General features: G+C 70.1%; 11 protein-coding genes. 7 read left to right on the top strand and 4 right to left on the bottom strand.

The window, feature by feature from the left end; all coding sequences use genetic code 11:
• The first annotated feature begins 18 nt into the window (after positions 1 to 18).
• The 4 genes from ACQPXB_RS37535 to ACQPXB_RS37520 are packed head-to-tail and all read left to right on the top strand — an operon-like array spanning position 19 to position 3,216.
• Positions 19 to 786 (top strand): hypothetical protein, encoded by a 768-nt coding sequence (locus ACQPXB_RS37535; protein ID WP_432846311.1) that lies wholly within the window; start codon positions 19 to 21, stop codon positions 784 to 786.
• Complete coding sequence (locus ACQPXB_RS37530; protein WP_366582947.1) at positions 783 to 1,664, top strand: haloalkane dehalogenase; 882 nt, start codon at positions 783 to 785, stop codon at positions 1,662 to 1,664. Before ACQPXB_RS37535 ends, ACQPXB_RS37530 begins: the two co-directional genes overlap by 4 nt.
• A 26-nt stretch (positions 1,665 to 1,690) precedes the next feature.
• Positions 1,691 to 2,599: an NmrA family NAD(P)-binding protein gene (locus ACQPXB_RS37525; RefSeq protein ID WP_366582946.1), complete on the top strand. Its 909-nt coding sequence runs from the start codon at positions 1,691 to 1,693 to the stop codon at positions 2,597 to 2,599.
• Entirely contained in the window at positions 2,596 to 3,216 is a 621-nt protein-coding gene (locus ACQPXB_RS37520) for a CGNR zinc finger domain-containing protein (protein WP_432846309.1), read from the top strand. The genes ACQPXB_RS37525 and ACQPXB_RS37520 overlap by 4 nt, the downstream gene beginning before the upstream one ends.
• Positions 3,217 to 3,245: 29 nt before the next feature.
• Here the strand turns inward: ACQPXB_RS37520 and ACQPXB_RS37515 are convergent, their stop codons facing one another.
• Positions 3,246 to 3,773 (bottom strand): winged helix-turn-helix transcriptional regulator, encoded by a 528-nt coding sequence (locus ACQPXB_RS37515; RefSeq protein ID WP_386947523.1) that lies wholly within the window; start codon positions 3,771 to 3,773, stop codon positions 3,246 to 3,248.
• A gap of 56 nt (positions 3,774 to 3,829) precedes the next feature.
• Between ACQPXB_RS37515 and ACQPXB_RS37510 the strand changes: the two genes are divergently transcribed.
• From ACQPXB_RS37510 to ACQPXB_RS37500, 3 genes are all read left to right on the top strand, one after another.
• Positions 3,830 to 5,413 (top strand): MFS transporter, encoded by a 1,584-nt coding sequence (locus ACQPXB_RS37510; RefSeq protein WP_432846306.1) that lies wholly within the window; start codon positions 3,830 to 3,832, stop codon positions 5,411 to 5,413.
• Positions 5,414 to 5,730: 317 nt separating this feature from the next.
• Positions 5,731 to 9,237, top strand: a complete 3,507-nt coding sequence (car, locus tag ACQPXB_RS37505; protein WP_432846305.1) for a carboxylic acid reductase — start codon at positions 5,731 to 5,733, stop codon at positions 9,235 to 9,237.
• Positions 9,238 to 9,295: 58 nt separating this feature from the next.
• A complete protein-coding gene (locus ACQPXB_RS37500) occupies positions 9,296 to 9,793 on the top strand; it encodes a DUF302 domain-containing protein (RefSeq protein ID WP_432846304.1) in 498 nt (165 codons plus the stop codon).
• Positions 9,794 to 9,869: 76 nt separating this feature from the next.
• Here the strand turns inward: ACQPXB_RS37500 and ACQPXB_RS37495 are convergent, their stop codons facing one another.
• The 3 genes from ACQPXB_RS37495 to ACQPXB_RS37485 all read right to left on the bottom strand — a co-directional run bounded on the left by ACQPXB_RS37495 (position 9,870) and on the right by ACQPXB_RS37485 (position 12,260).
• Positions 9,870 to 10,121 (bottom strand): hypothetical protein, encoded by a 252-nt coding sequence (locus ACQPXB_RS37495; protein ID WP_432846302.1) that lies wholly within the window; start codon positions 10,119 to 10,121, stop codon positions 9,870 to 9,872.
• A gap of 283 nt (positions 10,122 to 10,404) precedes the next feature.
• Entirely contained in the window at positions 10,405 to 11,205 is an 801-nt protein-coding gene (locus ACQPXB_RS37490; protein WP_432846300.1) for a hypothetical protein, read from the bottom strand.
• 2 nt (positions 11,206 to 11,207) lie between these two features.
• Entirely contained in the window at positions 11,208 to 12,260 is a 1,053-nt protein-coding gene (locus ACQPXB_RS37485; RefSeq protein WP_432846298.1) for an LLM class F420-dependent oxidoreductase, read from the bottom strand.
• Positions 12,261 to 12,443: the final 183 nt, after the last annotated feature.

Here is a 12,443-nt window from a genome sequence, read left to right as displayed (position 1 = left end):
GGCGGAAGGGCGGGATCGGTGAACGACGGTCAGCGCACCGGGTTGCTGGACCTGGTGCTGGAAACGCACGGCGGCCGCGAGCAGTGGAGCAGAGCGCGGACGATCCGGGCGCACCTGCACATGGTCGGTCCCACGTGGACGGGCCTCGGCCAGGAGAAGACGTTCGCCGGCGTCGACCTGGCCGTCGACGTGCACCGGCAGCGCACGGTGTTCGCCGACTTCACCGGCCGCGGGCTGCGCGGGGTGTACACGCCCAAGCGCGTCACGATCGAAGACGCCGACGGTGCCGTGCTCCAGGAGCGCCGCACGCCGCGCGAGTCCTTCCCGCCGCGTGCCCGCGGGATGAAGTGGGACGCGTTGCACGCCCTGTACTTCGCGGGGTACGGCATGTGGAACTACCTCACCAACCCGCACCTGCTGACGTTGCCCGGCGTGCGGACCGAGGAGCTCGAGCCGTGGCGGGGCGGCGGCCACCACTGGCGGCGGCTGCACGTCACGTTCCCCTCGCACCTGGCCACGCACAGCACGCGGCAGACGTTCTACTACGACGAACGCGGCCTGCAGCGCCGCGTCGACTACGCGCCCTACGTGCTCGGCAACCTGCCCGCGACGCACCACACGGAGGCGCACCGACGGGTTTCCGGCCTGGTGTTCCCGACGCACCGCTACGTGCTCCCCATCGTGGACGGAAAGCCCGCGTCCCGGCCGACCATCATCGTCGACTTCAGCGACCTCGCCGTCGAGTTCTCCGGCGAAGCACTGTCCTTCGAGGGAGGGCGAGAGTGAACACCAAACCGTACGCGGAGAAGAAGTTCGCCGAGATCGACGGGGTGCGCATGGCGTACCTCGACGAGGGCGAGGGCCCGGCCATCGTGTTCCAGCACGGCAACCCGACCTCGTCCTACCTGTGGCGCAACGTGATGCCGCACCTGGCGGGCCAGGGCCGGCTGATCGCGTGCGACCTCGTCGGCATGGGTGACTCCGGCCGGCTGGAACCGTCGGGCCCCGACCGCTACTCCTACTTCGAGCAGCGGGAGTACCTGTTCGCGCTGTGGGAGCACCTCGACCTCGGCGACGACGTCGTGTTCGTGGTGCACGACTGGGGTTCGGCGCTCGGCTTCGACTGGGCGTACCAGCACCAGGACCGGGTCGCCGGGATCGCGTACATGGAGTCGATCGTGGCCCCGATGACGTGGGCCGACCGGCGGGAGTCCTTCCGCGGCACGTTCCAGGGTTTCCGCTCTCCGCGAGGGGAAGCGATGATCCTCGACGGCAACGCGTTCGTCGAGCAGGTGCTGCCGGGCGCGGTCCTGCGCGAGCTGAGCGACGAGGAGATGGCGGTCTACCGTGCGCCGTACCGCACGCCGGGGGAGAGCCGCCGGCCCACGTTGAGCTGGCCGCGCCAGCTGCCCATCGAGGGTGAGCCGGCCGACGTGGTGGCGGTGGTCGAGCGGTACGGCCGATGGCTGGCGACCTCGGCCGTGCCCAAGCTGTTCGTCAACGCCGAACCCGGCGCCATCCTCGGCTCCCGCCAGCGGGAGTTCTGCCGGGCCTGGCCCAACCAGACGGAAATCACGGTGCCCGGCATCCACTTCGTGCAGGAGGACAGCCCGGACCTGATCGGCTCCGCGGTCTCGGAGTTCGTCCGCGACCTGTCCCGATGACTTCCCGTAGTGCGAAAGGTGTTGCAGTGTCCCACGACGACAGGCTGTTCCTGATCACCGGCGCGACCGGCAAGACCGGGGGCGGCGCGCTCAAGCTGCTGCTCGAAGGCGGCCACCGCGTCCGGGCGATGGTCCATCGCGACGACGACCGCTCCCGCGCGCTGGCCGAGGCCGGTGCCGAGGTGGTCGTGGCCGACCTGCACGACCTCGACGGCATGACCACCGCGCTGCGGGGCGTCACCGGCGCGTACTTCTGCCACCCGATCCTGCCGGGCCTGGTGGAGTCGACCGTGATCTTCGCGCAGGCCGCGACCGAGGCCGGGGTGCGCTCGGTGGTGAACATGTCCCAGATCTCGGCCCGCCGGGAGGCCGGCAGCAACGCCGCGCGCCAGCACTGGCTGTGCGAACGGCTGCTGGACCGGACCGACCTGCTCACCACCCACATCCGCCCGACGTTCTTCGCCGAGTGGCTGAAGCTGTGGTGGGAGAAGCGCGACGGCGAGGGCTACTTGCGCCTGCCGTTCGGCGAGGGCCGCCACGCGCCGATCGCGTCGGCCGACCAGTCGCGCGTGATCGCCGCGCTGCTCCTGCAGCCCGAACCGCACAACCGCGCGGCGTACTCGTTGCACGGCCCGGTCGAGATGAACCACCACGACATCGCCAAGGCCATGGCGGCCGAGCTGGGCCACCCGGTGCACTACGAGCCGATCAGCGTCGAGGAGTTCGCCGCTTCGGGGCTGCAGCGGGGCACCGACGCGCACCTCGTGCAGCACCTGTCGAACGTCGCGATCGACTACCGCAACGGCGTGTTCTCCGGCACGAACGACGTCGTCGAGAGGGTCGGCGGACGGCCGCCGCTCTCGGTCGAGGAGTTCGTCCGGGCGAACCGCGCCGACTTCGTGACCAGCGGGCCGCGTTTCGTTCCCGCTCCGTGACGGGGGCGATCTCGTCCGAGCTGCCTGGCTTCTCCCTGGCTTGGCCGGCCGGTGAGCGGTTCGGCATCGCGGCCGCGCCGGGCGGCCTGGCGCTCGTGCAGGACCTGCTGAACACGCGGCCGAGCCCGGCGAAAGGGTTCGTCGATCTGCTGTCCACAGTGGCCTCGGCGCAGCGCTGGGCGGCCGCGGCGATGGCGGAGTGGGCGGCAGCCGGAGGCCATCGCCGACGTCGGGTGCGGCTGCGGACCGCGGATGTCGGCGAACTCCGTCAGTTGCGCGAACAGCTCGCGGCCGTTGTGCGGACCGACGGCGAGCCGGTGCTGCCCGCGTTGTCCGGGCTGACGGTCGCCGCGGGCACCGCCCCCGACGGCCGGCTGGACCTCGAACCGGCCGGGAGCGGCTGGCAGCTCGTCGGCGGTGCGATGCTGCTCGAGATCCACCGCGCCGACGGGCTGGACGAATGGCGGCGCCTGAAGACCTGCCGCAGCTCGGCGTGCCCGATCGCGTTCTACGACCGGTCCCGCAACAACAGCCGCGTCTGGCACGACGTCAAAGTCTGCGGCAACATCGCCAACCTGCGGGCTTCCCGCGCCCGGCGCCGGCGGATTGCGCCGTGAGCCGGTCCATTCGCGACAGCCGGGGGAGGCTACGCCCGCCGCGTCCGCTTGGCCTCGCGGGAGATCCGCGCCTCGGTGTCCGCCATGGTCACGTCGTGGCCCGCCGCGCAGCGCACGGCGGCGAGGAGCGGTTCCCCGCAGCCGGCGTGCACCAGCTCGACACCGCCGGCCGGGCCGGCCAACGTGGCGCCCCAGCTCATCATCGCGACCACCACGGGGAACAGCGAGCGGCCCCGCTCGGTCAGCACGTACTCGTGGCGGGTGCGCGACCCGGGCTCGCGGTAGGGCTGCTGGCGCAGCAGGCCGTCGTCCACGAGCTGCTTGAGCCGCTTCGCCGCGACGGCGTCGCTCAGCCCGGTGCGCCGGGTGAGCTCGTCGAAGCGCCGGCCGCCGTAGAACGCCTCGCGCAGCAGGATCATCGCCGACCGCGTGCCGACGAGCTCCAGCGCGCGCTCGATCTTGCACCAGCCCTCGGCGGTCCACGCGTCGCGGTCGACGAACCCGCCGACCCGCGTCACGACGGGAAGGTCCGCCTCGGGCTCCTGTGTGTGTGCCATGACCGACACTGTACCTGTCTAGCGTTCACCATAGTCAGGCTGCTAGCGTGCTGGCTATGTCTTTGGAAAGTCAGCAGGTGGCCATGACCAGGTCAGGGGCCGCGAGACCCGGAACCGAAGCTCCCTCGCGCGGCCGGTGGTGGGCCCTGGCGGTGGTCTGTCTCGGCGTGATGATGGCGTTCGTCAACGTCTCGTCGATGATCTCCGCACTGCCGGCCATCCAGTCCGATCTGCACACGTCGTCGGCTCAGCTGGTGTGGGTCAGCAGCGCGTACACGCTCGTCGTGGTGAGCCTGGTGCTCACGGCGGGCACGCTGGGCGACCTGATCGGCCGCCGCGCCGTGTTCCTCGCCGGGGTGGTGGTGTTCGCCGCGAGCAGCGCCCTGGCGTTCTTCTCCGACAGCGCGGGCCTGCTGATCGCGGCCCAGGCACTCATGGGCGTCGGCGGCGCCGCGATCCTGCCCGCCAGCCTGTCGATCGTCAGCCATTCCTTCACCGATCCGCGCGAACGCACGAGCGCGATCAGCGTGTGGGCGAGCTGTTCGGGGCTGGGCCTGGCGATCGGGCCGCCGGTGGCGGGGATTCTCCTCGACGACTCCAGCTGGCACGCGGTGTTCCTGACCAACGTCGTGCTCGGCGTCGTCGCGATCGCGCTGACGCCGGTGCTGGTGCCGGAGAGCAAGCACCCGACCCGGCGGCTCGACCCGGCCGGCGTGGTGCTGGGCACGATCGTCGTCGCGTCGGCGACCTACGCGATCATCGAAGGCGGGTCCGTCGGCTACGCGGCCGCACAGATCATCGCCGTCTATGTGGTTTTCGCGGTGTCGCTCGCGGCGTTCGTCCGCGTCGAGCTGCGGCACCACGACCCGATGCTGGACCTGCGGCTGTTCAAGAGCTCCTCGTTCGCGGCGGTCATGGGGGTCGCGACCACCACGATGTTCGGCTTCGTCGGGATCTCGCTGGTCAGCGTGCTGTACCTGGAACGCGTGCAGCACCTCGGCGCGCTGGCCACCGGCGTGCGGATGCTGGTCATGTTCGGCACCTACATCGTGGTCAGCGCCGTGGCCGCCCGGCTCGTGCGGCGCATCGGCTTCGTCACCATGCTCACCGGCGGGCTGGTGATCATGGGGGCCGGCGCGCTGCTGCTTCTGGTCACGGGGCCGACGCCGGGGTTCGGGCAGGTGTGGCCCGGCCTGCTGATCGTCGGGTTCGGTTCCGGGCTGCTCGTGGCGCCCTCGACCGCGGCCGCGGTGAACAGCGTCCCCACGCAGCAGGCGGGTATGGCCAGCGCCGCGGTGAACATGTTCCGGCAGCTGGGCAGTGTCCTCGGCCCGAGTGTGCTGGGCACGATCGTCACGACGAAGTTCCCGAAGAACCTGTCCGACCGGCTCCTCGACGCCCGGGTGCCCGCCGGGGTGACGCGCCGGATCGTGGACGGTGCGAGCCACGGCGGCAGCACCGCCGGAATCCCGGCTTCCGTGAAGACCACGGTCACGAGTTCCGTGGCCTCCGCGTTCACCGACGCTGTCCACGTGGGACTTCTCGTGGGCGGCGTCGTCCTCGTGGTCATGGCGGTTCCGACCGTGGCCTTCGTGCGGCACACGGCCGCCCGCCGTCGCTCGGAAACAGCGTCGGCCTGACCGGTTCGTTCGCCGCGCCGATCTTCTGCTGACGGTGGTCCGTTCACCGGATTTGCCGAAAACGCCCATCGAAAAGCGCGATTCATTCACGAAAACCGTCCTGGCAGAGTGGCCAGGACGGCCTTTGTGCTGCCCGTTTCCGGGAATTTCGCCGGCCGGAAAAAATACTTGATCTTTTTTCCCGACCAATAGGACACGGCGCCCTCAAGATCACATTGGGGGATGGCAAAAACTTTCCACCCCGTAGTAGGTTTTGTTTATCAACCCACTTCGCGGCCGGAATCCCGGCCGGCCACTCGCTTTCGGGGAGGAAAGTCATGACCACCATTCATCCACAAGACGCCCGGGGGCAGTACGAGCGGCGGACGGCGCAGCTGTGCGAAAACGATTCACAGGTTCGCGACGCGATTCCCCGGGCCGACGTCCGCGAGGCGGCGTTCCGGCCGGGCCTGTCGCTGGCGGCGAGCGTGGCCGCAGTCATGGCGGGCTACGCCGATCGGCCCGCGCTGGGCGAGCGCGCGCGGGAGACCTTCACCGACCCGGCCACCGGCCGGACCGAGGTCCGGTTGCTGCCGCGCTTCGAGACGATCAGCTACGGCGACCTCTGGGCCCGCGCGACCGCCGTCGCGAGCGAATGGCACCACGACCCGCACACGCCGCTGCGCCGGGGCGATTTCGTGGCCACGCTGGGTTTCGTCAGCTCCGACTACGTCGCGGTCGAGCTCGCCTGCGTCCGGCTCGGAGCGGTTTCCGTGCCCCTGCAGGCCGGAGCCGCCGCCGGCACGCTCAAGCCCATCCTCGAGGAGACCGGCGCCAAGGTCCTCGTGGCGAGCCCGGAGTACCTCGGCCCGGCGGTCGACCTCGTCCTCGCGAGCCCGTCGGTGCTGCGGCTCGTGGTCTTCGACTACATCGCCGAGGTCGACGCACACCGCGACAGCGTCGACGCGGCGCGCGCCCGGCTTTCCGAGGCCGGCAGTGACGTCGTGCTCGACGTCCTGCCCGCCGTCGTCGAACGCGGCTGCGCGCTGCCGGCCGCGCCGCTCGCCACCGCCGACCTCGCCGACCCCGATCCGCTCGCGATGCTCATCTACACCTCGGGCAGCACGGGCACACCCAAGGGCGCCATGTACACCGAGCGCGTCTCCCGCGAGCTGTGGCGCGATTTCATGCCCGGCCGCGACAACCCCGCGATCGTGCTCGACTTCCTGCCGATGAGCCACGTCGTCGGCCAGAACGTGATGGCCAGCACGCTGGGGTGCGGCGGCACCGTCTACCTGGTGGGCAAGAGCGACCTGTCCACCATGCTGGAGGACTACTCGCTGGTGCGCCCGACCGAGCTGCTGGTCGTGCCGCGGATCTGCGAAATGCTGTTCCAGCACTACCGCGGCGAGCTCGACGGCCGCATCGCCGCCGGTGGGTTCCGCGAAGGCCTCGACGAAGAGGTGAAGACCGAGCTGCGCGAGAAGACGCTCGGCGGCCGGATCCTGTGGGCCGGCTTCGGGTCCGCGCCGCTTTCGGCGGAGCTGACCACGTTCATGGAGTCCCTGCTGCACGTCCCGATGCACGACGGCTACGGTGCCACCGAAACCGGCGGTGTGGTCATGCTCGACGGGAAGATGTGGCCGCACCGGGTGTCCGGCTACCGGCTGCTCGACGTGCCGGAGCTCGGCTACTTCTCCACCGACCTGCCGCACCCGCGAGGCGAGCTGGTGGTCCAGGGCGGCACGCTCGTCACCGGGTACTACCGCCGGCCGGACACCGCGGCCGAGGTGTTCGACGCCGAGGGCTACTACCACACCGGCGACATCATGGCGGAGCACAGCTCCGGCGAGCTCGTGTACGTCGACCGGCGCAAGAACGTGCTGAAGCTGTCGCAGGGCGAGTTCGTCGCGGTGTCCAAACTGGAGGCCGTGTTCGCGGCGGCCCCGCTGGTCGAGCAGATCTACGTCTACGGCAGCAGCGAGCGCTCCCACCTGCTCGCGGTGATCGTGCCGACGCGGGCCGCGCTCGCCGACGGCGACCCCGCCGCGCTGAAGCGCCGGCTGAGCGATTCCCTGCAGCAGGCGGCCAAGGAGGCCGAGCTCAACTCGTACGAGATCCCGCGTGACTTCCTGGTCGAGACCGAGCCGTTCAGCACCGTCAACGGACTGCTCACCGGGATCAAGAAGCTGCAGCGCCCGGCGTTGAAGAAGCACTACGGAGAGCGCCTGGAAGCGCTGTACGCCGAGATCGCCGACCGCGAAGGCAGTGAGCTGCGGGAGCTGCGGCAGCTCGGACTTGACCGGCCGGTGGTGGAGACGGTGGCGCGCGCGGCGGAGGCGCTGCTCGGCGCGTCGGCGGCGGAACTGGGTCCGGACGCGCGCTTCAGCGACCTCGGCGGCGACTCGCTGTCGGCGCTGTCGTTCTCGAACCTGCTGCGCGACATCTTCGGCGTCGACGTTCCGGTCGACGTGGTGATCAGCCCGGCCAACGACCTGCGCGCGATCGCCCGGCACATCGAGGACGCGCGGAAGCCGGGTGTGAAGCGGCCGACGTTCGCCACCGTGCACGGCGCCGGGAGCACCGTCGTCCACGCCGCCGACCTCACGCTCGGCAAGTTCGTCGACGCCGAGACCCTGGCGTTGGCGAAGAACCTGCCGCGTGCCACCGGAACCGTGCGCACGGTCCTGCTGACCGGAGCCAACGGGTACCTCGGCCGCTTCCTCTGCCTGGAATGGCTGGAACGCCTTGCCGAAACCGGCGGCAAACTCGTCTGCCTCGTGCGCGGGCGCACCGCGGAAGCGGCGTACGCGCGGCTCGAGGAGGCGTTCGACACGGGCGACATCGCGCTGCTGCAGCACTTCCGTGAGCTGGCCGCCGGCCACCTAGAGGTGCTGGCGGGCGACATCGGCTCGGCCGACCTGGGCCTGGCGGAGCCGGTGTGGCAGCTGCTGGCCGACACCGTCGACCTCATCGTGCACCCGGCCGCGCTGGTCAACCACGTGCTGCCCTACGACCAGCTCTTCGGCCCCAACGTCGTGGGCACCGCGGAGCTGATCCGGCTCGCGATCACCGCGCGGCTCAAGCCGATCACCTACCTGTCGACCTTCGCCGTGGCCGCGCAGGCCGCGTCGGGCGACGAGGTGTCGGACATCCGCGAGACGAGTCCTTCGAGGACACTCGACGACAGCTACGCCAACGGTTACGGCACCAGCAAGTGGGCGGGGGAGGTGCTGCTGCGCGAGGCCAACGATGCGGTGGACCTGCCGGTGACCACCTTCCGGTCGGACCTGATCCTGGCGCACAGCCGTTACGCCGGGCAGCTGAACGTGCCCGACATGTTCACGCGCCTGGTGCTGAGCCTGATCGTCACGGGCATCGCGCCGCGCTCGTTCTACAGTGGACCGGGTCCGGCGCACTTCGACGGCCTGCCCGTGGACTTCACCGCCGAGGCGATCACGGCGCTCGGCCTGGAGACCGAAGGCTACCGGACCTACAACGTGCTGAACTCCCACGAGGACGGCGTCTCGCTCGACACCTATGTGGACTGGCTGGTCGCCGCCGGCCACCGGATCAGCCGCGTCGAGGACTACCACACGTGGTTCCGGCGGTTCGAGACGGCGATCCGCGCGTTGCCGGAGAAGCAGAAGCAGTACTCGCTCCTGCCGCTGCTGCACGCCTACGCCGAGCCGGAGGAACCCGTTGCGGGGGCGCTGATTCCGGCGGATCGCTTCCGCGCGGCCGTCCGGCGTGCCCGCGTGGGCACGGACGCGGACATTCCGCACGTGACGGCCGAGCTGATCGAGAAGTACGCCTCGGATCTCGCGAACCTCGGTCTGATCTGATCTTCCGGTGGTAGGCTGACTCTGCTTTTGATTAGCCAGACTCTGATGGGAGAAACCCGTGAAAACCAAGTACACGGTGGAAAACTACGAGTACATCAGCGACCGGACCTACGAGGAAGTGGTGGCCGATCTCGACGCCGTCCTCGGTGACGTGGAGCGGGGCAAGTTCAACGACATCCTCGCCGCGTCGGAGACCGTCGAGGAGTGGCACGCGGAAATCACCAAGCAGCTCGGGCCGAGCGGGATGCTGCGCTTCTTCGAGGTCGACCACGGCCGGTGGATGGGCTTCTACGGGCACCAGGTGAAGGCCAAGAAGTACGTCTACGGCAACCCGCTCATCGCCGAAACCATGATGCGCTACGACACGCGCTTCGGCCTGGAGGCCCCGAACCAGATCATGGTCTACGAAGACGCCGACGGCCGCGCCCGCGTGACCTACGACCTGCCGTCGTCGATCTTCAACTTCATCGGCAACGAGGAACTGACCCGCACGGCCTACGGCCTGGACGCCAAAGTGGCCGAATTCGTCGAGAAGCTCACCGGCACCACGGCCTGAAGCGACGACGAAGGATGCCGGCACGCACGAGGGCGCGCCGGCATCCTGTGCCCGGGCCGGTGCCGACTCGGGGCTGTCACTCGTGCGGGTCCCAGCCGACGAGCAGGTCGAACTGAAGCCAGTCGCGTTCGAGGTTCAGCCGGCTGAAAGCGCGAGGCTCCAGGAACGCCGCTCGGTGGCGTGGAAATCGATGACGGCAGGGCTCGCGGGGCCCGGCGCTCGTCGACGTGCAGCAGGTGGACAGAAACTCGTCCGCACGGCCGAGCGCTACGTCGTCCGGCAGCGGCTGAGGAGCGCCCACGGTGAGCTGAGCGTCGTAGGTGCGCACCGAGATCTCGTGGAGCTGGTGGCGGGCGACCGCATCGCACGTCCGAGGCGACTACGAAGTGTCCCACCACCTCCAGTACGCGTGATCCGGGCCGGCGTCGCGCAGCGCGGCCAGCCAGGCCACCAGGGCCGCCCGTTCGCGAGACTCCGCCCGGCGGCGACCACCGCGCGGAACGCCGCCGAGCGTTCGTCGATCGGCCGCAGCAGGTCGGGCAAACCCCAGGGTGTTGTGCCCGCGGGCGGTCTACCACCACGCCGTGGTGGCGGCACGGCGGTTCCCCGGGTCAGAGGTAGCTGTCGTAGTCCGGCTGAGCGGCCCAGAAGTGGTCGGGGCCGAGTTCCTCGCCGAGGCGGGCCTTGATGCGCGAGTAGATCGCCACCGCCGAGGACCAGGGGCGGGAGCAGGCGAGGACGTCGACCAGCCCGTCGTCGTCGAAGCGCATCACGGACGCGATCGAGACGGGCTTGCCCTGGATGTCGCCGGTGAAGTAGCCGATGCGGCGGTCGCCGCGGTCCAGGCTGAGCTCGCTCCAGTCCCGGGCGCCGTAGACCGACGTCGCGTGGCCGAGGACGCGGCTCGCCAGCGGTTCGGGGGAGACGCTCTTGCGCAGGATCGGGCTGTGGAAGCTGAGTGCCGGGCTGTACTGGTGGTTGGGCTTGGCCGAGTACTCGCCGGTGTCCGGCGGGAGCCACGGCACCGCCCAGGCCTCGGGCGGAACGTCGTCGAACGCGGCCTTCGCGCGGTTTCGCAACGTGGTGAACGGCTGCGTGGCGTTGAGGAAGCTCTTGACCGCGGTCAAGCGCCCGGATTCGTCGGTGGTGGCCAGGAGGATCTGCCGGATGGGCTCGCCCTCGACCTCGCCGGTGAGCATCAGGCCCTCGGCGCGTCCGCCGGTGAACCGTTCGGTGATCGCAGAGTGCTCGACCCCGGTCGTTTCCGCGGCGAGCAGGGTCGCGGCCTGCTCGCGGGACAGGCCCGGCCAGTCGGTGACCGCGCTGTCGAACACCGCGCCGGGCGCCGCGGCCGCCAGCAGATCCGCCGCGGTGAGGCCCGATTCGACCAGGCTCGTGAATGACGGTGGCATCGTCAGCTCTCGTCCACCAGCGCACGGAACTGCTCGACGACGCCGGCCCGCTCGTCGCGCGTCGCACCGGCCGGGGTGATGGTGAGCGTGGTGACGCCGGCTTCCCGGTACGCGGCGATGCGCTCGCGGACGTGGCTTTCGGGGCCGATCAACGAGATCGAGCGGAGCAGCTCTTCCGGGACCGCCGCTTCCGCTTCCTGCTTCTTGCCCGCGAGGTAGAGGTCCTGGATCTTCTCCGCCTCGGCCTCGAAGCCGTAGCGGCGGACGAGGTCGTTGTAGAAGTTGCGGCCCTTCGCGCCCATGCCGCCGATGTACAGCGCGAGCGTCGGGCGCATCGCGTCCAGCATCGGCTGCGGATCGTCGGTGACGCGGAAGACCGCCTGGGCCTCGATCTGCAGCGGAGGCAGGTCGTCGGCGCGCTTCGCGGCGCCGTCGGCCAGTGACTGGCCCCAGACGTCCTTCGCCTTCTCCGGCAGGAAGAAGAACGGCTGCCAGATGTCCGCGAGCTCCGCGGTCATGGCGACGTTCCGGGGCCCGATCGACGCGATCAGGATCGGGATCCGGCTGCGCACCGGCGTGTTGATCAGCTTGAGCGGCTTGCCCAGGCCGGTGCCCTCGTTCTCGGGCAGCGGGATGCGGTAGTGCTTGCCCTGGTGCACGACGCGTTCGCGCCGCCAGACCTGGCGGCAGATCTCGACGACCTCGCGCGTGCGCCCGAGCGGCGCGGTGTAGGGGACGCCGTGGAACCCTTCGATCACCTGCGGGCCCGACGCGCCGAGGCCGAGGATGAACCGGCCGTCGCTCACGTGGTCCAGGCCCGCGGCGGTCATCGCGATCAGCGACGGCGTGCGCGTGTAGATCGGCAGGATCGCCGAGCCGATGCGGATGGTGCTCGTGAGCGCCGCAAGCGCGCCGAGCTGGCTCACCGCGTCGAACGTGTACACCTCGGCCACGTAGGCGATGTCCGCGCCGGCGCCTTCGTAGGCGACGACGTCGTCGGCCAGGTCGCGGAAGCTGCCTTTCGCGCTGTACTCGTTGTAGATGCCGACAAGCACGGTCCGCCTGCTTTCCTTCTCCGGTGAAGTTGCTGCGTGCCCTCAGGGTTGCGCAATGCAACTCACTCGTCAACCGCCGGTGTGACCTGAGTTCGGTCGGTGCGGCTCCGGCGCCGTCGTCCCGTAGACTACACCTGACTGTGCAAAAGCCTAGCCAGAGCTCGGGCCTGTTTTCGAAGGAGC

The sequence above is a fragment of the Amycolatopsis sp. CA-161197 genome, from assembly GCF_050942255.1.
In the GTDB taxonomy this organism is placed as follows: domain Bacteria; phylum Actinomycetota; class Actinomycetes; order Mycobacteriales; family Pseudonocardiaceae; genus Amycolatopsis.
The sequence above is the reverse complement of the archived record's forward strand: the minus strand, read 5'-3'. Positions and strand labels throughout refer to the sequence as shown.